The sequence below is a fragment of the Halopenitus salinus genome, assembly GCF_042662125.1.
Taxonomy (GTDB): domain Archaea; phylum Halobacteriota; class Halobacteria; order Halobacteriales; family Haloferacaceae; genus Halopenitus; species Halopenitus salinus.
The window spans coordinates 191,036-212,751 of sequence record NZ_JBHSXL010000003.1 but is presented as its reverse complement, the minus strand read 5'-3'; the positions used below and the strand labels follow the sequence as shown (position 1 = coordinate 212,751).

At 69.0% G+C, this 21,716-nt stretch carries 19 protein-coding genes; 9 read left to right on the top strand and 10 right to left on the bottom strand.

Translation table 11 applies throughout. From position 1 onward, the window contains the following. Nucleotides 1–69: 69 nt before the first annotated feature. The 3 genes from ACFQE9_RS03820 (at nt 70) to ACFQE9_RS03810 (ending at nt 1,834) form a co-directional block, all read left to right on the top strand. Nucleotides 70–321 carry a hypothetical protein gene (locus tag ACFQE9_RS03820; RefSeq protein ID WP_379740574.1) on the top strand — a complete coding sequence of 84 codons (252 nt, stop codon included), beginning with the start codon at nt 70–72 and terminating at the stop codon, nt 319–321. A 76-nt stretch (nt 322–397) separates the two neighbouring features. Beyond that, nucleotides 398–1,273: a homoserine kinase gene (locus ACFQE9_RS03815; RefSeq protein ID WP_379740571.1), complete on the top strand. Its 876-nt coding sequence runs from the start codon at nt 398–400 to the stop codon at nt 1,271–1,273. A 183-nt stretch (nt 1,274–1,456) separates the two neighbouring features. Further along, entirely contained in the window at nt 1,457–1,834 is a 378-nt protein-coding gene (locus tag ACFQE9_RS03810) for a DUF7522 family protein (RefSeq protein WP_379740569.1), read from the top strand. Between the two features lie 47 nt (nt 1,835–1,881). Here the strand turns inward: ACFQE9_RS03810 and pdxS are convergent, their stop codons facing one another. Further along, nucleotides 1,882–2,790, bottom strand: coding sequence for a pyridoxal 5'-phosphate synthase lyase subunit PdxS (gene pdxS / locus ACFQE9_RS03805; protein ID WP_379740566.1), 909 nt, complete (start codon nt 2,788–2,790; stop codon nt 1,882–1,884). Nucleotides 2,791–2,941: 151 nt separating this feature from the next. Here pdxS and fer point away from each other — a divergent pair, with 151 nt between their 5' ends. Further along, on the top strand, nt 2,942–3,670 hold the full coding sequence (gene fer / locus ACFQE9_RS03800) for a ferredoxin Fer (protein ID WP_379740563.1): 729 nt from the start codon (nt 2,942–2,944) through the stop codon (nt 3,668–3,670). 46 nt (nt 3,671–3,716) lie between these two features. On the opposite strand, the gene ACFQE9_RS03795 is transcribed toward fer, so the two are convergent. The 4 genes from ACFQE9_RS03795 to ACFQE9_RS03780 are packed head-to-tail and all read right to left on the bottom strand — an operon-like array spanning nt 3,717 to nt 8,486. Further along, a complete protein-coding gene (locus ACFQE9_RS03795) occupies nt 3,717–4,286 on the bottom strand; it encodes a J domain-containing protein (RefSeq protein ID WP_379740560.1) in 570 nt (189 codons plus the stop codon). Between the two features lie 52 nt (nt 4,287–4,338). After that, nucleotides 4,339–4,533: a hypothetical protein gene (locus ACFQE9_RS03790; RefSeq protein WP_379740557.1), complete on the bottom strand. Its 195-nt coding sequence runs from the start codon at nt 4,531–4,533 to the stop codon at nt 4,339–4,341. Next, the gene (locus ACFQE9_RS03785) at nt 4,530–6,833 is read right to left on the bottom strand and encodes an efflux RND transporter permease subunit (protein ID WP_379740554.1); all 2,304 of its coding nucleotides are present in this window, start codon (nt 6,831–6,833) and stop codon (nt 4,530–4,532) included. The genes ACFQE9_RS03790 and ACFQE9_RS03785 overlap by 4 nt, the downstream gene beginning before the upstream one ends. A 6-nt stretch (nt 6,834–6,839) precedes the next feature. After that, complete coding sequence (locus ACFQE9_RS03780) at nt 6,840–8,486, bottom strand: COG1361 S-layer family protein (RefSeq protein WP_379740551.1); 1,647 nt, start codon at nt 8,484–8,486, stop codon at nt 6,840–6,842. 123 nt (nt 8,487–8,609) lie between these two features. Between ACFQE9_RS03780 and mutS the strand changes: the two genes are divergently transcribed. Both mutS and mutL read left to right on the top strand, forming a co-directional pair. Next, a complete protein-coding gene (gene mutS, locus ACFQE9_RS03775; protein ID WP_379740549.1) occupies nt 8,610–11,678 on the top strand; it encodes a DNA mismatch repair protein MutS in 3,069 nt (1,022 codons plus the stop codon). After that, complete coding sequence (gene mutL / locus ACFQE9_RS03770; RefSeq protein ID WP_379740546.1) at nt 11,675–13,552, top strand: DNA mismatch repair endonuclease MutL; 1,878 nt, start codon at nt 11,675–11,677, stop codon at nt 13,550–13,552. The genes mutS and mutL overlap by 4 nt, the downstream gene beginning before the upstream one ends. Nucleotides 13,553–13,629: 77 nt before the next feature. On the opposite strand, the gene ACFQE9_RS03765 is transcribed toward mutL, so the two are convergent. The 5 genes from ACFQE9_RS03765 to ACFQE9_RS03745 all read right to left on the bottom strand — a co-directional run bounded on the left by ACFQE9_RS03765 (nt 13,630) and on the right by ACFQE9_RS03745 (nt 18,782). Continuing rightward, nucleotides 13,630–13,884, bottom strand: a complete 255-nt coding sequence (locus tag ACFQE9_RS03765) for a DUF7573 domain-containing protein (RefSeq protein ID WP_379740543.1) — start codon at nt 13,882–13,884, stop codon at nt 13,630–13,632. Nucleotides 13,885–13,887: 3 nt separating this feature from the next. Further along, nucleotides 13,888–15,543, bottom strand: a complete 1,656-nt coding sequence (lysS, locus tag ACFQE9_RS03760) for a lysine--tRNA ligase (protein WP_379740540.1) — start codon at nt 15,541–15,543, stop codon at nt 13,888–13,890. 5 nt (nt 15,544–15,548) lie between these two features. Then, nucleotides 15,549–16,298 carry a UMP kinase gene (pyrH, locus tag ACFQE9_RS03755; RefSeq protein ID WP_379740537.1) on the bottom strand — a complete coding sequence of 250 codons (750 nt, stop codon included), beginning with the start codon at nt 16,296–16,298 and terminating at the stop codon, nt 15,549–15,551. A gap of 110 nt (nt 16,299–16,408) precedes the next feature. Continuing rightward, complete coding sequence (locus tag ACFQE9_RS03750; RefSeq protein ID WP_379740534.1) at nt 16,409–17,440, bottom strand: lysylphosphatidylglycerol synthase transmembrane domain-containing protein; 1,032 nt, start codon at nt 17,438–17,440, stop codon at nt 16,409–16,411. 58 nt (nt 17,441–17,498) lie between these two features. Beyond that, nucleotides 17,499–18,782, bottom strand: coding sequence for a glycosyltransferase family 2 protein (locus ACFQE9_RS03745; RefSeq protein WP_379740531.1), 1,284 nt, complete (start codon nt 18,780–18,782; stop codon nt 17,499–17,501). 90 nt (nt 18,783–18,872) lie between these two features. Here ACFQE9_RS03745 and ACFQE9_RS03740 point away from each other — a divergent pair, with 90 nt between their 5' ends. From ACFQE9_RS03740 to ACFQE9_RS03730, 3 genes are all read left to right on the top strand, one after another. Then, on the top strand, nt 18,873–19,811 hold the full coding sequence (locus ACFQE9_RS03740; protein ID WP_379740528.1) for a hypothetical protein: 939 nt from the start codon (nt 18,873–18,875) through the stop codon (nt 19,809–19,811). Between the two features lie 93 nt (nt 19,812–19,904). Next, the gene (locus ACFQE9_RS03735) at nt 19,905–20,729 is read left to right on the top strand and encodes a molybdopterin synthase (RefSeq protein WP_379740525.1); all 825 of its coding nucleotides are present in this window, start codon (nt 19,905–19,907) and stop codon (nt 20,727–20,729) included. Nucleotides 20,730–21,004: 275 nt separating this feature from the next. Continuing rightward, nucleotides 21,005–21,601: a DUF7978 family protein gene (locus ACFQE9_RS03730; RefSeq protein WP_379740522.1), complete on the top strand. Its 597-nt coding sequence runs from the start codon at nt 21,005–21,007 to the stop codon at nt 21,599–21,601. Nucleotides 21,602–21,716: the final 115 nt, after the last annotated feature.

The following is a 21,716-nucleotide window of genomic DNA, read 5'->3' as shown; positions in this document are numbered from 1 at the left end:
CCCGGAGCGTTCCCGGCGTCCGCGAAAACGGAACTTTAATGCGCGAATCGGCCGGACCGTGAAACGAGAATGATCCCGCTGCAATCTCTGATCGACGGGTTCCTGCTCGACTACCACCTGGGTCACATCCTGTTGGTCGCGTTCGCAGTGACGACCGTGGGTGCCCTGCTGCTCAAGAGCCAGCGCGTTCTCGCCGCCAACCTCGCACTGTTCGGGCTGATCTTCGCGGTCGCGCCCTTCACGACGATGTCGGCGCCGTTCATCTTCTTCGGGCTGGCGCTTCTCGTCATCGCACCGCTGCTTTGGACCACGGCCAGGTGACCGTCGATCCGGCGGAACTCGGCGGCGGCGATCGCGGAACCAGCCCCTTTTTTGCCCACCGCCGCAACCCCACGGTATGATCACGGTACGGGCACCCGCGACGAGCGCGAACCTCGGAAGCGGGTTCGATACCTTCGGTGCCGCGCTCGCCCGGCCGGCAGACGTCGTCGCCGTCTCGAAGGCGGAGACCACCTCCATCGAGGTGACCGGCGTCGGCGCACAGTACATCCCCGAGGACCCCGAAAAGAACACCGTCGGGGCCGTCGTCGAGGCGCTCGACGCGCCCGCACACATCCACATCGACAAGGGGGTTCGTCCGGCTTCCGGACTCGGGTCCTCGGCGGCGAGCGCGGCGGCGGCGGCGGTCGGGCTCAACGAGCTGTACGACCGCGGATACACCCGCGAGGAACTCGTTCCGATCGCCGCGGAGGGCGAGGCGGTCGTCTCCGGGGTCGCTCACGCCGACAACGTCGCTCCGGCCATCGTCGGCGGGTTCACCGTCACGACTCCGACGGCCACCCACGGGGTCGAGACGGACATCCCGGTCGTGGCGTGTCTGCCCGACGTCGCGGTCTCGACGCGGGACGCACGCCGGGTCGTCCCCGAGACCGCCTCCATGGATCAGGTGGTCGAGACGGTCGGCAACGCCGCGACGCTGACGATCGGGATGTGTCGCTCCGATCCCGACCTCGTCGGCTCGGGGATGTGCGACTCGGTGGTGACTCCAGAACGCGCCCGCCTCATCACCGGCTACGAGGACGTCCGCGAGGCCGCCTTCGCGGCGGGCGCGACCGGCGTCACGGTGAGCGGCGCGGGCCCGGCGATCCTCGCCGCCTGCGAGATGGACGACAGGCGACACGTCGCGGCCGCGATGGTCGACGCCTTCGCGGGCGCGGGCGTCGAGTCGCGCGCCTACCAGACGCGGATCGGTCCCGGAGCGACCATCGTCTGATCCCCGGAGCGGCCATCGTCTGATCCCCGGAGCGGCCATCGTCTGATCCCCGGAGCGGCCATCGTCTGATCCCCGGAGCGGCCATCGTCTGATCCGGGACGTACCGTCGGCGTCCCGGACCGTATCGATCCCCGAGAATCGGGGGTGGATTATTTAGGTGTGTGCCCTGTTGTGAGCTACCGTATGAGCGACGACGAGCTGTCCGATCCACTGCGGGATCAGCTGTTGAGCGCGGCGCGAACCGCGATCGGCGACGAGCTTCGAAGCCTCACGTACTTCACCGAGGACGCGGTCGAGCAGATCTACCTCCGCGGTGACTTGGAACGGAGCGCCGACCTCGTCGGGTTCGCGGAGCGCGAGCGGATGGGCTTTCACTCGAAGTCCCTCTACAGGGGGACCCAGCTCGACGACTACCAGTTCACGATCCGGGTCTTCGAGCGAGGGTACCTGACCCGGGTGATCGCCGGCGATCACGGCGTGTGGGCGACCACGGACGAGATGCGGATCGACCGGTTCGAGGAGCTCGCAAGCGCGTTGACGACGGTGCTGGAGGACCTGTAGGTGACCGAACGGGAAGAACGCGAGGGACGTGTCAGAAGATATCCGCTTTAGACGCCGCGACCCTGCAGGCGCTCCTCCTCCTCGAGCGAGTCGTTGGAGCGACCCTTCATGCCGCTTCCGGCGCCGCGGGCGATCTCGGCGAGTTCGTCGGCGTCGTCCCAGTTGTTCACGGCCTCGACGATGGCGGTCCCCATCTCCGTCGGGTTCTCCGCGCCGAAGATCCCCGAGCCGACGAAGATGCCGTCACACCCGTGGTGCATCATCAAGGCGGCGTCGGCGGGCGTCGCGATCCCGCCGGCCGCGAAGTTGACGACCGGTAGCCGACCCACGTCGGCCGTCTCGTGGACCAGATCCCGGGGCGCGCCGTGCTCGCGGGCCCACGCCTCGCGCTCGTCGTGATCGAGGCCGGCGATCTCGCGGATCTGTCGCTGCATGGTGCGCTGGTGTTTGACCGCCTGGTTGACGTCGCCGGTTCCGGCCTCGCCCTTGGTGCGGATCATCGCGGCGCCCTCGTTGATGCGTCGAAGCGCCTCGGGGAGGTTCCGAGCGCCGCAGACGAACGGGGCCGTGAACTCGCGTTTGTCGATGTGGAACTCGTCGTCGGCGGGCGTGAGCACCTCCGACTCGTCGATCATGTCGACGCCGAGCGACTCGAGGATCTGCGCCTCCTTGCGGTGGCCGATCCGTGATTTGCCCATCACCGGAATCGAGACCTCGTCGATGATCGAGACCACGTTCTCGGGGTCGGGCATCCGGGCGACGCCGCCGCGTTTCCGGATGTCGGCGGGAACCGCCTCGAGCGCCATCACCGCGACCGCGCCGGCGTCCTCGGCGATGCGGGCCTGCTCGCGCGTGACGACGTCCATGATGACGCCGCCCTTCTGCATCCGGGCGAAGCCACGCTTTACCAGTTCGGTTCCGCGTTTGAGTTCCTCGAGATCCGTGGCGTCTGCCATGGTGAAATTCTGGGTCGGAGACCACTTAACGTGCGTCCTTCGGCCTCGAACGCGCGTCCCAACGCCGATGTCGAGTGCGCACGTTCGACGTCGTGGGGCCGTGGCGCGCCGTGTTGGGAAGCCTTTTGGGTCCGATCGGACAAGTGAATCCATGGCCTCCCCGTACGAGGTGCTCGGGGTCGATCCGGACGCAGACGACGGGGAGATCGAACGCGCCTACAGGCGGCGAGTGCTCGAGACCCATCCCGACCACGGCGGGTCGGCCGAGGCGTTCCAGGACGTGAAGACCGCCTACGAGGCCGTTCTCGCGGGCGAGGGTGACGACGAGTCCCTGCTCGAGTCGGGAGAGGGATCGTCCGGAAGCGACGGGAACCGATCCCGCAAAGCGTCTTCGGGTTCCGGCTCGCAAGCGGGCGGGGAGAACGGCAACGACGACGGCGGCGAATCCGAGCCCGTCGGTGCCACGGTCGAGTACCTCGATTACGAGGTGCTCGCGGACCGTGGCTGGTCGCTCGACGACGAGAACCTCTTCGACCGGGCGGCCGACGCCGACCTCTCGTCGGCCGATCACGGGCGGTTCCTCGCGGAGCCGGACGAGACCCTCCTCGAGGCAGCCGAGAAACGCGGGTTCGCGTGGCCCTACGCCTGCCGTGGCGGGGCCTGTGCGAACTGCGCGGTCGCGGTGATCGAGGGGGAGCTGTCCATTCCGGTCAACCACGTCCTCCCCGACGAGATGACGGAACGCGGGATCCGGCTGTCGTGTGTGGCGGAGATCGTCTCCGATGAGCTTCGAGTGGTCTACAACCTCAAACACCTCCCGAAGCTCGAGGAGCTTCGCCTGCCGTCGGATCCGTTCGACCGCTCGCGCGCCAGCGATTGAATCGGACGTGCGGGATCCGGCTCGTGGGCGCGAACTCGTGAGTGAGCTACTCCCGGAGTCGATCGTAGGCCCGCGTGAGCTCCTTGAACGCGGCTTCGTCGCCCCCGTCGGCGTCGGGATGCAGCGTCTTCGCTCGCTCCCTGTAGGCCGCGCGGACGGTCTCCTGGTCGGCCTCCGGGTCGACCCCGAGGGTCTCCGCGGCCTCCCGACGCGTCGGCGCCGGATCGGCGGCAGCCGAGGCCCGGTCGGTCCGGGCTCCGGCGTGAGTTCCCGCCCCTCCGGACCGTGTTCCGCCGCGACCACCGGCCGTCCCGCGCGCCCCGTCGAAGGCGGCCTCGCGGTTCCTTCGGGCGCTGGCGCGCGTTCGTTCGTACTCGCGGGCGCGACCGTCCCCGGCGGATCGCCTCCCGCGGGTTCGCCCGCTCGACGTCCGACGCGTACGAACCCGGTCGGCGAGTCGGCCGCTGGCGTGCAGCCAGAGGAGGTAGGCCGCGAGGCCGAACGGAACGGCGACGAAGACGAGGATCGGATGGACCACGAGCCCGGCGACGGCGAGCACCACCGTGAGTCCGATGAACGTCGCGGCGAGTCCGACCACGAGCTTCCGGTTCCTCACACGTTCGGTTGGGAACGCGGAACCGTAAGCCTCCCGCCGACGGCGATGTCTCCTATGCGTTCCGGTCGTCGCTTCCGGCAGCCTCGACCGCCTGGTCCCTCGCCTCGTCCGCGCCGTCCGCGTCCAAAAGCGGAACCACGGTCAAGGCGGCCGGCAGCACCGTCATCGCGGTCACGAGCGAGAAGGCGATCGCGAGGACGGTCGTCCGACCGAAGTTCGCGAGCACGGGGAACCGCGAGACCGTCAACACCCGAACCCGAAGATGGTGGTGAAACTCGATCCGACGATCGGCCGCGAGAGCTTCGAGACCGCGGTGGCGGCCGCCGTAAGCGGGTCGAGCCCGTGTTCAGTCACTTCGAACTCGTACCGTTCGAAGAGGTGGATCCCGTAATCGACGCCGATCCCGAGGGTGAGAGAGGACATCGTGATGGTGAGCGGGTTCCACGGAATTTCGAAGAGGTACATCGCGCCCGTGACCAGCACGGCCGCGGCGCCCGCGACGCTCGCGACGAGCGTCACGGCGATCCGGGCCGACAGGAACGCGAGGGCCAAGAACCCCAGCCCGAGCCCGAACGACAGGAGGGTCATCGGGGTCAGCCCGGCCGTCACGTTCTCGATGACGTTGCGGTTGACCACCGGCTTGCCGGTGATCCGGACCTCCGTTCCCGGCTCCATGGTGAGTTCCGCGTTCCCCTCGAACTCCGAGATGAGGGTCCGAACCGCCTCACCCTCGACGTCGTCGACGTAGAAGGTGAGGAGCACCCGCGAGGGATTCTCCGAGCGAGGGTCCGCGCTCGCCGACCCGGACCCGTCGCCGGAGGCGGCGTGGGCATCGAGCGTTCGATCCAGTTTCGCCTGGGTGTCCGGGATCCCGCCGTCGGTGGCCATCTGCACGTCCACGACCGGCCCCTCGACGGCATTCACCCGGTCGTTCTCGAGCATCAGCCGCTGGTAGGTGGCGAGATCGCGGAAGCTCTCCGGCGTGTAGGCCCGGTCGGTCTCGACCACCACGTAGACGGCCTTCGGGCTCTCGACCGTCCCGGAGAGCCGCTCGAGGTCGTTCTTCTCGTCGAGATCCTGGGGCCAGAAGTCCATCATCTCCTGTTTGGGCTCGACCTGCGGGTACGCGTAGAGCCCGCCCGAGACGAGAAGCAGGGCGATGAACAGCGTGAGGAGCGGCCGTCCGCCCGTGACGTCCGTCGTGAACCGCCTCGTCGCGGCCTCCAGTCGGTCGTCCTCGGGCGCGGGATTGGAGACGGCCGCCGCGCCGCCGCTCGATCCACCGTCGACGCCGCCCTCGTCGATCGCTCCGTCGCTACCGTCGGTCGATCCGTCGCCACCGCCGATCGGACCGTCGATCGATCCGACAGCTGCGCCGTAGTCCCCGCGATCGTAGCGGACGAGCAGCGCCGGAAGCAGGGTGACGGAGAGGATCATCGCGGCGAGCACCGCGATGGCGCTCGTCACGCCGAACTGGCGGACCGGCGGGACCGCCGAGACGAGAAGCGAGCCGAGCCCGACCACGGTGGTCCCCATCGCGATGAGCAGGGCTCTCCCGGTGGTTCTGGTCGCCACCTCCGCCGCGCGTCGGGGCTCGTTGCCGGCGTGTCGCTCCTCGACGTAGCGGGTGTGGATCTGGAGGCCGTAGTCGATCCCGAGCCCCAACGCGATGGGCATCACGCCGAGCATGATCGCGTTGAAGTCGTATCCGAGAGCGCCCATCGCGCCGAACATGTATACGAGCGCGACCATGGCGGTACCGAGGGGCAACAGGACGTGCCAGCCGCGTTCGACCTTGCGGCGCATCACCACGTAGACGACGCCGAAGATGAGCGCGAACGCGCCACCGAAGAGGGCGATCATCTCGGGCAGCATCAGCCCGAACGCGGCGTTCTCGAAGACGGGCTGTCCGGTGATCGTCGTGGACATCCCCGGCGGCGTCACGGCGGCGTCCGTCTCCGCGTCGATCGCGGAGTACATCACGTCCGCGCCGCGCGTGGGCATGAATGCGCCGCGGTCGAACCGATCAACCTCGCCGTAGCTCACGAGGATGACGGTCGTTCCGGGTTCGGGCCGTAGCCGATCGACCATCGCCGCGGACTCCGGGCCCCGATCTTCGACCCGTTCGATCGACCGGCGGACGCCGGCCTCCGTTCGGGGGAGTTCGCCGTCGTTCCCCCGACGGACGACGTCCGCGATCGAACGCACCTGGCCCACGTCGTCCACGTTTTCGGTATACCGGCGGTCGAGCCGATCTATCGCCCGGATCGTCTCGGGGTCGGTGAGCCGGTCGGACTCGACGACGACGAAGACGTTGTTTCCGGCGCCGAAGTCCTCCTTGACCATCTCCCAATCTTTCGCAGTCTGGGAGTCGTCGTCGATGTAGAGGGTCATCCCCATGCTCATCTGGACGCCGGCGAGACCGACGCCGGCCGCGAGGAGAGCGGTGACGGCGACGATCGCGAATATCCGACGCCGGTTGGTCGCGGCGTACCGGCCGGTGGCGGCGAGGCGATCGCGGACGTACGTTCCGATCTCGGTCACCATTGGTGGTTATCGAAGCCGCGAGCGCAGCCGGGACCGGTAGACGACCCCGACCGCCAGCACGATGATCACGATCAGCGCGACTCCGCCGACGAGCGGCAGGCGACTCTCCGAGGGCGTCACCGTGACGGGTGCGGACTCGACGTCGGTGACGACGGTCTCGCCGAAGGCGTTGTCGTGTTTGATCGTCGCATCGACCGCGTAGGTCTTCGGCGTCGCCGCCGCGTCCGTCGAGACGGTGTAGCTCACGGTGGCCGTTTCGCCGGGCTCCAGATCGCCCACGTAGGCCGTGTCGTCGTCGGTCTCGAACGGCGAGTTGGCGTTGATCCGGACCTCGGCGTTCCGCAGGGTCCCGCCGCCGACGTTCCGGACCGTCACGTCGACCGTCTCAGTCGAGCCGGCCGTCAGATCCGTGGTCTCGACGACGGCGAACTCGCGTTCTGGCTCGACGGTCACGCCGACCGACTGCGGCTCGCTTTCGACCGGGTTCGCGTGGTCGTCGTCGTGTACGACCGAGAGGGTGAGCGGGTACTCCTGGGGGACGGTCCGGTCCGTCGCCTCGAGTTTGAACCGGGCGGTCGCCGATTCACCGGGCTCGAGCGTTCCCAGACTGGCGCGACTCGAGAGAAGCGAGAAGGGCTCGATCGGCTCCAGAACTGCCCGCGCGTCCCTCGCGGTCCGGTCGCCGGTGTTCGTGACGGTCACGGTGACGGCGCCGATCGAATCGACGTAGAGGTCCTCGGTCTCGGCCTCGTACGCGAAGGCGGGTCCACCGGTGATGGGAACCGCACCGGTCCGGACCGCGGATTCCTCGGGATTCCCGTTCTCGTTCTCGTAGCTCAATCGGAACCTCGCGGGGTAGTCTCCGGCGACGTCGACGTCTTTCGTACCGGTCTGGAAGGTGGCGGTCGCGCGCTCGCCCGGCTCGAGCCGGCCGATCGAGACTCCCTCGCTTCGGGGACGGAGGTGGGCCGACTCGAGCATCGTGAGTTCGGCGTTCCGGGCGGTCTCGGACCCGTCGTTTCGGACCGTCACCGTCACGGTGCCGTCGGCGCCCTCGTAGAGCCCCTCGCTCGTGGCGTTCGCGATCCCGAGGCGGACCGACTCCTCGACCCGTATCGTGAGGTACTTCGTCACGGTTTCCTCGTTGCGGTGGAGGATGTAGTCGTTCGAGTCGACGGTGATCCCGCGGACGTACTCGTACTGCATCTCCACCGGGACGCGGTAGGTCCCCGGCGCGGCGTTCTCGTCGACCTCGACCGTGAGGGACGCTCGACCGCTGCTTCCGGCATCGATCGTCCCCAGGCTCTGAGTGCCGGTCCTGACGGTGAGGGGCGCATCGCCCGACTCGACGTCGGCGGTCACGGCGCTCGCCGCGCCGAGGTTCACTCGATGTGATTGTACGACTTGAGCAATACCATCGATCCGCTGGTCGGTCTCGGTGGTCCCCTCGTGGCGGTTTTGAACGGCTATCTCGAGACGTTCCGTCTCGCCGGGCGAGACGACGTTCACGCCCTGTACAGTCGGTTCGAGCGTCGGCTGCGAGAAGTCGTCGTAGCGTTCGGCCGAGACGGCTCCGGCGCCGACGGCGATCGTCGCTCCGAGGAGGAGGACGGAGATCGCCAATGACGCGATCGATCGGATGTTCTGTTTCATCGTGGTTGTGGTGTTATTATACAATACTACACTTATATCTGGCGGTCGGAGATTCGCCGAACCGTCGGCGGGGCGTCTCCCCGTCCGTGGCGTTTATGCACCTCCCACGCCGTTTTCGCGTGTATGCCGACGGCGGATCCCGCGACGGTAACCGGATTGCCCCCATCCATCGCGGCCGCCCGCGAGGACCTGACCCCGATGCTCTCGCAGTACGCCGACCTGTGTGCCGCACACGAGGACGCCCTCGTGTTGTTCCAGGTCGGCGACTTCTACGAGGCGTTCTGCGAGGCGGCCGCCGAGGTGGCGCGCGTCTGTGAGGTGACGTTGACCCAACGCGAGGACTCGACCGGCGAGTATCCGATGGCGGGAATCCCCATCGACAACGCGACGAGCTACCTCGAGAGCCTGCTCGATGCGGGCTACCGCGTCGCGCTCGCCGACCAGGTGGAGGACGCGGAGGCCGCCTCGGGGCTCGTAGACCGGGCGGTCACGCAGGTGATCACCCCCGGAACGGTCGTCGACGAGGAGCTTTCGTCCTCGGGCGCGACGAACTACGTCGCCGCCGTGGTCCGGGGGAACGAGGACGGGGGTGGCAACCGGGGCGTCGACGGAGATCCCCCCCGAGTCGCCCGGGGGCTCGCGGCGGTCGACGTCGCCACCGGCGAGTGTCTCGTCACGAGCGGCGACGCCGAAACCGTCGCGGAGGAGTTGGAACGCATCGATCCCGCGGAGGTGGTCTACGGCCCCGAGACCGAGTTCCGTGGTTCCGCGGGCGGAGGCGACGCACGCTGGATGGAGACGGAGATCGACGACGACCTGTTTCGCGGGTCGGTCGCGAGCGACCGCCTGGAGCCGTACCTCGCCTCCCCGAAGCGACGGTTCGCGAACGACGCCGAGCTCCGGGCGACCGGTGCGGTCCTGGCCTACGCCGAGTACACACAGGGTGACGACGGGCCGCTCGAGTACGTCTCCCGGATACGCCGGTACGATCCCCGCGATCGCCTGCGGCTCGATGCGGCCGCCCGCCGGAGCCTCGAACTCTTCGAGAACCGCGGGCTGGGCGCGAGCGACACCCTCTTCGACGTGATCGACCGCACGAGTTGCGCGCTCGGCCGTCGGTGTCTCGAGCGGTGGCTCCGGCGGCCGCTCGTCGACGCCGACCGAATCCGGTCGCGACACGACGCCGTCGAGTGGCTCGTCTCCCGCCCGATCGTTCGCGAGACGATCGACGACCGGCTCGCGAGCGCCTACGACCTGGAGCGGCTGGTCGGTCGCGTCTCGCGCGGACGGGCGAACGCGCGCGACCTCCGGTCGCTTCACGCGACCCTCGAGGTGGTCCCGGACCTCCGGGACGCCCTCGTGGAGGAGACGGACGAAACGGGAGCGAGCGGGACGGCCGGTTCGGAGGCGACCACGGGAGCGAAGACGGCCACCGGCGAGGGGCGAGCGGGCCACGCGGACGAAGCAGGCCACGAGGGGCCAGCGGGCGGGGAGGATCGACCCGGCGACGGGAGCCGCTCCGCCGATGGGCCCTGCTCCCACCTGGAGGAGCTTCGCGAGCGGCTGGACCCGCTCGCGGAGACCCGCGACCTGATCGATCGGGCGATCGTGGCGGACCCGCCCCAGGAGATCACCGACGGCGACGTCATCCGGGAGGGGTTCGACGACGAACTCGACGACCTCCGCCGGACCGAACGCGAGGGACGCGAGTGGATCGCGGACCTGGAACAAAGAGAGCGCGAGCGGACGGGGATCGACTCGCTGACGGTCGGCCACACGCAGGTTCACGGCTACTACATCGAGGTCACCGACCCGAACCTCGACCGGGTGCCGGACGACTACCACCGTCGACAGACGCTCAAGAACAGCGAGCGGTTCTACACGCCCGAGCTGAAGGAGCGCGAGGACGAGATCCTCGGCGCCGCCGAACGGGCGGACGCGATGGAGTACGAGCTGTTCCGAGAGATCCGCGAGACCGTCGCCGCCGAGTCCGAGCGCCTCCAGGCGCTCGCGGAGGCGCTCGCGGAGCTCGACGCCCTCCGGTCGCTTTCGACTGTCGCGGTCGAAAACGACTACGTCCGTCCCGAGATCGTGGAGCCGGGGGACGGCGGCGGGGAGGACAGCGACGACGGCAGCGAGGCCGACGGGGAGGACAACGACGACGGCGACGCTCCAGGCATCGAGATCGAGGGAGGCAGACATCCCGTCGTCGAGCGAACGGGGGAGTTCGTCCCCAACGACGCGGACCTCCCGTCCGGAAGCGTCGCGATCATCACCGGGCCGAACATGAGCGGGAAGTCGACCTACATGCGCCAGGTCGCGCTCGCGGTCGTGCTCGCACAGATCGGCTCGTTCCTCCCGGCCCAGGCCGCGCGGGTCCGGATCGTCGACCGGGTGTTCACGCGCGTCGGAGCCTCAGACGACATCGCCGGCGGGCACTCGACGTTCATGCGCGAGATGAGCGAGCTCACGGAGATCCTCCACGACGCGACCGCGGACTCGCTCGTGCTCCTCGACGAGGTCGGCCGCGGCACGGCCACGACGGACGGGCGGGCGATCGCCCGCGCGGCCGCGGAGTTCGTCCACGACGAACTCGAGGCGACGACGCTCTTCGCCACGCACTACCACGAACTCACCGACCTCGCGGACGACCGCGAGCGCGTGTTCAACCTCCACTTCACGGCCACGCGAGAGGACGGCGACGTCACGTTCCTCCACCGGGTCGCACGCGGGGCGTCCTCGTCGTCCTACGGGATCGAGGTCGCCGAACTCGCCGGCGTCCCGGAGCCGGTCGTCCGGCGCTCCCGCGAGCTTCTGGAGGAGGACGCGGCGGACGCGGACGCCTCGGAGGAACTCCCCGGATCGGAGCGGGGCTCGGCGGGTCCAGACGCACTCGAGGACGGTTTCGTTCTCGGGGACCCCTCTTCCGACGAGTCGACTCGCGACGACGCCACCCTCCGTGAGTTCCTGGACGGCGACGGCTCCGACCGATCGGAACCGGAACCGGAGTCAGCATCGACATCGACATCCGAACCGGATCCGGAACCGAAACCCGGCGCGGACGGCCGGAACGGATCTCACGCCCCGCGGGACCACCTCGCCGACGCCGTCCGCGACCTCGACGTCGCCACGATGACGCCCGTGGAGGCGCTGAACGTGCTCGCCGAGCTGAAGCGGGAACTGAAGCGATGAGCGACGGATCGAGGAACCGCGACGAATACGGGTCCCACGAGGGAGGGGAAGCGGGATCGAACGGGGATCCCCCTCGGATCCGACGGCTCTCGAAGCCGACCGTCGACCGGATCGCCGCCGGCGAGGTGATCACGCGTCCCGCCCGCGTGGTGGGCGAGCTGGTCGACAACGCCCTCGACGCGGGCGCGAGCCGCGTGGGGATCGCCGTCGAGGGTGACGGAACCGAGTCGCTCCGGGTTCGCGACGACGGTCGCGGCATGTCCCGCGCGGACGCGAAACTGGCGATCGAGCGGCACGCGACGAGCAAGCTCCGCGACGGCGAGGACCCGACCGACGTCGCCGCCCTCGGCTTTCGTGGCGAGGCGCTCCCGTCGATCGCCGATGCCGCGCGTCTCGAGATCCTCACGAACGCCGGCGGCGCGGTCGGAACCCGGATCGAGACGCGGCCGCGCTCCGGCGCGGGCGTTGCGGGCGATGCCGGGGATGCGGGCGATGCGGAGGACGACGCCGTCACGGTCAAGGACGCTGGACGGGCCCGCGGGACGACCGTGATCGTGGAGGACCTCTTCGCGAACAGACCGGCCAGACGGGAGTCGCTCGCGGGGGCGGCCGCCGAGTTCGCACGGATCTCCGCGCTCGTGACCGACTACGCCCTCGCGCGTCCCGACGTCGCCTTCACGCTCGAACACGACGGCCGCGAGACGTTCTCGACGCCGGGGACGGGATGGACCGACGCCGTCCTCGGAGTCTACGACCGGGAGGTCGCGAGCCGATCGACGGAGATCGACGCGACGAGCCGCCTGCGAGCGGGGGATGGAGACGCGACCGTGAATGATGACGGCGCGGCCGCGAAGGATTCCGACGCGACCGCGAACGACGCCGACTCGGCCGCCGTCGATCTCGAGGTTCGCGGCGTCCTGGCGTACCCCTCCGTCTCGCGAGCCAGCCGCGATCACGTTCGGATCGCCGTCGAGGGACGGCCGGTGGAGGACGCCAGACTCGAACGCGCCGTCTCCGAGGGATACGGTCGACTGCTTCCGGACGGGCGCGAGCCGGTCGCGGCGGTTGACCTGCGGCTCCCCACGAGCGAGGTGGACCCGAACGTCCATCCGGCGAAACGCGAGGTTCGGCTACGGCGCGGCGAGGCGGTCGCGGACGCCGTCTCGGCAGTTGTCGAGGACGCGCTCACGGGAGCGGACCTCCGACGGAAGGCCGAGGTCGCGACGGATCTCGAGACGTCCCTTTCGGCGCCTTCGGACGCCTCACCGTTCGCCGACGTCGATCCCATCGGCCAGTACGGCGACCTCTACGTCCTCTGTGACGCCGGCGAGGAGCTCCTCGTGGTCGACGCCCACGCCGCCCACGAGCGCGTCAACTTCGAGCGGCTGCGACGCGCCTTCGAGACCGCCCGAGATCCGTCCCCCGAAGACCCGTCCCCCGAGGCCGTCGTCCCGCTCGATCCCCCGGCGACGGTCTCCCTCTCGAGCGACGAGCGCGCCGCGATGGAGGCCCACCGAGAGGACCTCCGCCGGGTCGGATTCGACTCGGAGGCGTTCGGCGGATCGACCGTCCGCCTCCGGTCGGTTCCGGCCCCGTTCGGACGCGCGGCCGACGTCGAGGCGTTTCGAGACGCGCTCTCGACGCTCGCCGCGGGCGGGCGTCCCGACGATCCCCGCGAGGAGCTGCTCGCCGATCTCGCGTGTCACCCGTCGCTCAAACGCGGCGACGCGATGACGGACGCCGAGATGGGGTCGCTTCTCGATCGCCTCGGCGAGTGTGATCGGCCCTTCAGCTGTCCGCACGGCCGGCCGACGGTGCTCTCCATCGAGGAGGCGACGCTCGCGGACGGGTTCGATCGACCGACGCGCCGGTGAGCCGGTTGACGTCGATCGCGGACGGGGCCGCTCGACCCTTTCTACTGCCTGCGATCCTTTCCACGGCTTTCGACCCTTCACCACTGCTTGCAGTCCGAACAGACGTACTCGCCGTCATCGAGCCAGCGGCGCTCCACGGTCGAGCCGCACCGGTCGCAGTCGGACCCGGACGTCGAGACCGTGCTCGTCGCGGTCGCGGGATCCCGCTCGTCGTCCCCGATTTCGTTCGCCTCGCCGTCGGCCCCATCGTCGACTTCGATGCCTCCACCACCGGCTTCGCCGTCGTCCCCGTCGCGGTTCGCGAACTCATCGAGCGATCGGTCCTCGTCCATCGCCTACGCCTCCCGTCTGAGCCGGTCGACGACGAACTCCCGCTCCAGCTCGCCGAGGAACTCGCCGAGCCGGGGGCCCTGGGTCTCATCGAAGAAGAGCCGGTAGCCCGCCTCGAAGAAGTCGGACACCTCGAGACCGTGTTCGCGGGCCGTCTCGTACATCCGGGACTGGATCGCCTCGCCGTCGTGACCCTCGGCGACGTAGTCGGCGAGGTCGTCGAGGGCCGCCTCGGTCGCCTCCTCGAAGGACGCCTCCGGGAGATCGGTCCGGAGCCTGTAGTTGTACTCGTTGTCCATGCGTTCGGCCCACCTCCGGGCCCGTTCGACGCGATCGAGGGCGTCCTCGATGGCCCACTCGGGCGTGTCCGGACCGAAGTGCCCCTCGTCGCGAGCCAGCTGCTCGCGGAACGCCTCGTCCTCGACCATGCCGAGCACGGCCGCGAAGGTGTAGGGCAGTCGAACCCGCCCTTCGCGGACCTCCTCGACGACGAGGGGGTAGGCCCGCTCGGCGAACCGAGTGAGCTCCTCGTCGTCGACCTCGCCGAAGTAGGCCCGCTCGAAGCGGTCGAAGCGGTCGACGAGCTGGTCGAGCCGCTCGAGGTTCAGATCCCGCGCCTTCTTCGGCTCGAGCGCGAAGAAGTACCGGAGGACCTCCGGCTCGAGCAGCTCGAGGATCTCCGGCACGGTGACGATGTTGCCCGACGACGACGAGAGCGCCTCGCCGTCGAGGGTGAACCACTCGTAGACCATCGGAACCGGCGGATCGATGTCCAACACGTTCTCCGCGATGTCGACGCCGGAGGGCCACGAGCCCTCCGCGTGGTCCTTGCCGAACGGCTCGAAGTCGACGCCGAGGACGTCCCACTGCCCCGGCCACTCGAAGCGCCAGGGGAGCTTCCCCTCGCGGAAGGTCGCGGTCCCCTCGTGGCCGCAGCCCTCGATCGTCGAGCCGCCGGCCTCCATGTCGGTACAGACGTACTCGACGGTCCCCGCCTCCGGATCGATCGCGGTCACGGTCTCCGTGACCTTCCCGCAGGCCGAACAGATCGGGTTGAACGGAACGTACTCGTCGTCGACCTTCGCCTGGTACTTCGAGAGCACCTCGCGTGCGCCCTCGAGGTCCGAGAGGACGGTCCGAACGACCCGATCGAAGTCCCCGCTCTCGTACAGCTCCGTGTTGGAGACCATCTCGACGGGGATTCCGAGGCGTTCCGCGTCCGCCTGCAGCAGGTTCGCGAAGTGGGCTGCGTAGGAGTCCGCCTCGCCGAAGGGGTCGGGGATGTCGGTGTAGGGCTTGCCGAGGTTGCGCCCGAGGGCTCCGGCGTCGACCTCGCCGAGGCCGACGATCTCCCCCTCCGTGTTCGCCAGCTTGCGCGGAAGCTTGCGGAGCGGGTCGCGGTCGTCGGAGGTGAACACCTGTCTCACCTCGTACCCCCGCTCGCGCAGCACCGCCGCGACGAAGTAGCCCCGGATGATCTCGTTGAAGTTGCCGAGGTGGGCGACGCCGGAGGGGGAGACGCCGCCTTTGATCACGATCGGCTCCTCCGGGTCGCGGGAGAGGACCTCGTCTGCGACCGCGTCAGCCCAGAAGTCCCGGTGGCCGTCCTCGCCGGTGGCGTGTGGGTCCGCGACGTCGGAGTCGGCGTCGGCATCGGCCATCCGGCCTACTCACCTCCGCTTTCGGGCTCGGCCGCGAGTTCGCTCCCACTCCAGGCGGCGGGGTCCTCACAGGCGTCGGGCACGATGTCGGTCCCGCCGTGATTCCCCTCGAGCACCGCGTTGACGATCGCCGACGGGTCGGTGCCGTCGAGGACGATGGACCGGAGGTCCGCCCTGTCGATGAGCTTCGCCGCGAGGAGGTCGACCGGCGCGGACGCCCCGGCGTCGCGGCTCATCGGGACGACGATGTCGACGAGCTCGCGCGGCGTGAGGCGACTGTACTGTTCGGCGTCGGGATCGACGTTCGGGTCGGCGTCGTAGACGCCGTTCGCGCTCGTCGCGTAGACGAGGAGGTCGGCATCGACGGCCTCCGCGAACTCCGCGGCCACGGCGTCCGTGGTCTGTCCGGGCATGACGCCGCCCATCACCGACACCTCGTCCCGTCGCAGCGCTCCGGCGGCCTCGTCGTAGTCCTCGGCGGGAGAGAGCGTTGCCTGCTGGCCCAACGCGGCGATCAAAAGCCGGGCATTGAGCCGCGTGACGCCGATACCGAGCTGGTCGAGCTGGACCTCGTTCGCGCCCAGATCGCGGGCGGTCCCGATGTACTCGCGGGCCACGCCGCCGCCGCCGACGACGACCCCGACCTCACAGCCCGCCTCGGCGACCGCCTCGATCGCCTCGGCGTGTGCCGACACGCGCCCCGGATCGAGGTCCGGGGCGAGCACGCTCCCGCCGATGGATACGACGACCTTCATTGGAGTCGGGTAGCTCTGTCGCGCTCTTAAGGATTGTCAAGCGGACACGGATTCACGGGTTCGAACCGCTCAGCCGAGGCGAGCCGGGACTGCGGATTTCCGACCCACCATCAGTTCCGCCGGATCACCCAAAGCGTCGCGACCCCGCCGACGGCGACGACGAGCCAGTAGCTCACGAGTCGATAGACGGTCGTCACGGCGAGCGCGTCGGTCGTCGAGAGCGCGGTGAGGGCCGTAAGCAACGCGACGAGCGTTCCCTCGATCGCCGCCAGCCCGCCGGGAAGCGGCGTCGATCCCGCGACGACGGTCACGGGGACGAGAAAACAGACGAGCAGCACTGACACCGGCGTCCCGAGCGCGACGGCCGAGAAGTAGAGCGGAAGCGCGAACAGGATCCATCCGACGTAGGCGTACGCGACCGCGACGAGCAGGGCGCGCGGCGAGCGGGCGACGATCTCGATGGACCCGTAGAGCCGGTCGATCCGGTCGCGGACGGAGGCGATGGAGATCCGATCGGTTCGGCGAGCGAGCGGGGAGACGACGGCGAGGATCCACTCGCGGAGCCGATGTCGGAACCGCCAGCTGAAGGCGGCCAGGAGCGGGAGGCCGACGGCGAGTCCCATCAACACGAGCGCGAACGGCCGAACGGCCCCCGGAAGCCGCCCGGTCGTCAACAGCAGGTAACCGAGCCCGACCCCTCCGACGGTGAAAAACGGGAGCATTCGGATCAGGTCGCTCGTGACGACGCTGGCCAGGCTCTCCTCGTAGCTGGCGCCGGTGTCCCTCGCCAGGATGTAGGCGATGAACGGCTCGCCGCCCGCCTGCCCCATCGGCGTGACGTAGTTGGCGAAGGTCGCGGACAGGAACGTGACCACGAGCCGTCGATAGGGGACGTCGATGCCGATCGCCTCGAGGACGACGTGCCAGGTCTTTCCCCACACGACGAGACACGCCAGCGCGGACGCGGCCCCCGCGAGCACCCACGTCGCCTCCGCCGTTCGAAGTCGTTCGATCGTCTCCTCCCAGCCGACGACGGCGCCGATCAGGTAGACGAGCACGATGGCGACCACGAACCCCAGAAGCGTCTTGAGGACGGCCGATCGATCGACCCAGCCCGCGCCTACCGTCTCGTCCGTGGACACGTAGTTGGCCTCACTCGAGGGCGGGAGGATTTATAAATGGCGTCCGGCTCGGCGCGAGTCACGCGCCCGTCTTCGTCACTTGGTACCACTCGCCCTCCCAGGTGAGCACGTACTCGAGGACCGCCTTGACCGTGAGGACGCCGTGGCCGAGATAGACGAGCGGCGCGAGCGCGATGGTCCAGGAGGGTCGCCCGACGCGCCCCTCGAGGGCGTCCTTGCTCCAGACCCCGCCGATCATCGCGAAGACGCACGCGAGGGGGACGAGCGCGGAACTCGTATCGACGAGCGCGAGCAGCAGGACGTGGGCGGTGAGTATCAAGAGCGCCCCGCCGGCGAGCACGGCGCCGACGGCCCGCCCGACGGTGATCAGATCGCCGAGAGTCGGCCGATCGGAGAGCGCCTCGCGGATCCGGAGGTGGGAGACCTGAACGTGGCCGATCCGCCAGCGCTTGCGCTGTCCCCAGAGATCGAAGAGCGTGTGCGGGGCCTCCATCGAGCTGGTGCACCGACGGTTCTGTACCACGGTCAGATCGGCGCGGTAACACTGGTGTGAGAAGTAGATGTCCTCGGTCAGCACGTCCGCGAAGCCGCCGACGGCCTCGATGGCCTCCCGGGTGAAGCCGGTCGCGGAGCTTTGACAGTGTGTGAACCCGACCAGGTCGCCGATCAGGTAGCCCGCCTGGACGACCACGCGCTCGCAGTAGGCGAGCGTCTCGACGGGACCGGTTGGACGGGGCACGCGACGTCCCTGAAAGACGTCGGCGTCCGCGAGCAGCTCGCCCATCGCCGTGGAGACGAACGTCGGTGAGGCGCGCTCGTCGGCGTCGAAGACGACGAAGTGGTCGGCCGCGCTCCACTCGACGGCGTGGTTGATCGCGGTGGCCTTCGACCCGGGCGACTCGTTGACGAGGCAAGTCACTTCCCCGTGTTCGGCGGCCAGCTCCTCCGCGCGCTCGCGCGTCAGATCGTCGTCGGGCTCGACGACGATGGCGATCGAAAGCGGGTCGTAGTCGTTCTCGAGCAGGCTCGAGACGCTGGCGTCGAGGACGTCGGCGTCGCGGTAGGCCGGGACGATGGCCTGAACCGGCGGCCCCTCGGTGATCCGCTGATCCGCGTCCTCGCTGCGCCAGACGTCGGCCGCCAGGAGGTATCCCGTGCTGGCGACGACGAGGCTGAACACCCCGACCGACAACACGCCCTGCAGGAACTGGATCCGAACGAAAAGCGGCGCGATCACCACGGTCCAGATGTCCGGGGCGGTCACGAACCCGACCACCAACAGCCCGATGATCGCGATCCAGCTCCCGGTCGTCTCCGCGATACGCCGCTCTATTCGGCTCATCGTTCACCTATGGTTCCCTTTCAGTATTTAAAGTTGTGGCTCCCGGACGTGCCGATACATAGTTGCATGGGGACGTTTAACGCCCGAATAGTGACGTTTCGAGACTGGCTGTCGGTATCCGCCGAGAAGGTTCGAAAACGGGGGGTCGAGGGGCTCGGCGACGTCGCCTACGACCTGTACACCGGCCTGTGGTGGCTCGCGTATCCGCTCCCCCGCGGGCGTAACGTCTACGAGCGCGAGTGGGACGTGCTCGTGATCCTCGACGCCTGTCGGGTCGACCTCCTCCGGTCGGTGGCCGACGAGTACGCGTTTCTCGAGGGGATAGAGCGGATGGAGTCGGTCGGCAGCATGTCCAAGGAGTGGATGGCGAAGACGTTCACCGACGAACACGCGGAGTCAGTCGCGAAGACGGCCTACGTGACGAGCAACGTCTTCTCCGAGCGGATCCTCTCCCCGGACCGCTTCGGGACGCTCGATGAGGTCTGGCGATACGCGTGGGACGAGGAGACCGACACGGTCCTGCCGCGTCCGGTCACCGACCGGGCGGTTCGAACGGCCCGCGAGTCCGATCCCGACCGGCTGATCGTCCACTACGTCCAGCCGCATCACCCCTTCGTCGGCCTCGATGCGGGCTTCGACGCCGACCCCTTCGGTCCGGCCCTCTCTGACACCGTCGTGGACGCCCTGAGAAAGGGTCGAATCGACTTCGAGACGTTCTGGGAGGCCTACCGGGAGAACCTCCGACTCGTCCTCGACGACGTCGAGCTGCTCCTCTCGAACGTCGACGCCGACCGCGTCGCGATCACCGCCGACCACGGCGACGCCCTCGGCGAGTGGGGGATCTACGACCACCCGGTCGGCTGTCTCCACCCGAGCGTTCGAACCGTCCCGTGGACGACCACGACCGCCACGGATCACGGGACCTATGAGCCGTCCAGCGAGATCGGAGCGGGCGGCGAGTCTGCAAAAGCGGGAGAGGAATCGGCGGAGATCGAGGCGCGGCTGCAGGCGCTCGGATACGTCGGGTGATGTCGTCGAACCGCCCCCGGACTCGGGTCACGTTCCGAACACCGCCTGCATCGCCGGGAAAGTCCTAAGCCGCTGGCTCGCCCCTCCATCGATATGCAACCGATCTCGATACTCGGCGACGGGGCCGCGGACCTCGCCGATCGCCTCGTTGACCACCTTCATGAGCGCGCCGAGGGCCGCGTGGGTCGCGTCGACGCGCTGGCCGGGAATGAGGGGGACGATCCCACCGACACCACTGCGGGTGGCGTCGCCGACACCGACGTCCGGCTGCTCGATGACGGGACGTGGACGGCGACGGGGACGGGCGCCCATCTCACGTCGCTTCTCGACCGATTCGCGCCGGATCACGAGTACTTGATCGTCATCGGTCGGACGCGGCTTCGCGTCCCGACGGTGCTCGTCGGCGGGGACCGGGATCCGGAGGACGTCGCCGGGACGGTCGTCGCAACGGTCGAGGCCGCCGCGGCAGCCGACCTCGATGCGATCGTCGAGGCGGTCGACGCCGCGGAGCCGTGGATCACCCTCGAGGAGCTGGTCGAACGCGTCAAAGCGAGCGACGAGGCGGACCGCTCGGGGGCGATCGCCTCCTTCACCGGCCGTGTTCGCGCGCGGGACGCCCCCGACGACGATCGGACGACTCACCTCGCCTTCGAACGATACGAGGGAGTCGCCGCCGAGCGGATGGCCGAGATCGCCGCCGAACTCGAGGCGCGCGACGGCGTCCTCGACGTCCGGATGCATCACCGAACCGGCGTGATCCCCGACGGCGAGGACATCGTCTTCGTCGTGGTGTTGGCGGGCCACCGCGCGGAAGCGTTCCGGGCGGTCGAGGACGGGATCGACCAGCTCAAAGAGCGCGTCCCGATCTTCAAAAAGGAGACCACCGAGCGCGAGGAGTTCTGGGTACACGACCGGTGAACGGCCGGATTTCGACCGGTAAGCGGCTAGAAATCGACCGTGAGCGACCGAGACCTGACCGGTGGGCGACCGAAGTTGGACGATACCCGATCGGAATTCGGACGCCGATCGGGCGACGGTCGGACGGACCGATCGTCAGACGCTCGTCAGTCCTCCGGCTGACGCGGGATTTTTCTCCCCCGCGCCCCTCGGGTTCGAGCATGCCCGCCACGACGGCGCTCGCACGGACATCGGCTCGCACGGGAACTCCCGCGAACCGACGGTCGTGACCGTCCATGTCGGATCCCGATTCCGCCGCCGAACGATCGGCGAACGACTCCGCCGGATCGCCTCTCCGAGCGGCCCGTGAGGGCGCGCTCGGAGGCGTCGCGGCCTACGCGATCGGCTACCTCCTGGCCTACCTCTGGAAGGCCGGCGAGTACCGCGAGACGATGGGGCGGATCGGACCGATCGCCGACCTGTTCGGGGTTGAAACGCCGGAACCCTGGCGGCTCGTCGGCTGGCTCTTCTACAACGCTCACGCGGTGGCGGCCTACGTCGACGTCGGGCTCGCGAGCTCCTACGTCGATCTGATCGCGCGCGGCGAGGGGCCGTTGGAGATCCTCTATCTCGTCCCGCCGCTGACGCTCGCCGCCGCCGGATTCCTGGTTGCCCGCCGTGCCGGTCCAAGTTCCTCTTTGGTCGAGACGGTTCGGCTCGGACCGGCGGTCGCGATCGGCTACCTGCCGCTCGTCGTGATCGGGGTGTTCGCGTTTCGGGTGGGAGGGTCGGGGCCGGAACTCGTTCCCTCCCTGCTGCTTGCCGGGATCGTCTATCCGGTCGTCTTCGGCGCGATCGGTGCCGCGATCGCGTACGTGACGGATCAGCGCTGACGCCGATCATCGTCGCTGACGTATCTGCGTCGACATTCGTCTCGAGCAGACGGCGTAAGTGTGCTGTCGCGAGCAGAAGACGTAGGTGTGCTCCTCACCCCTTTTGGGCCCTCCC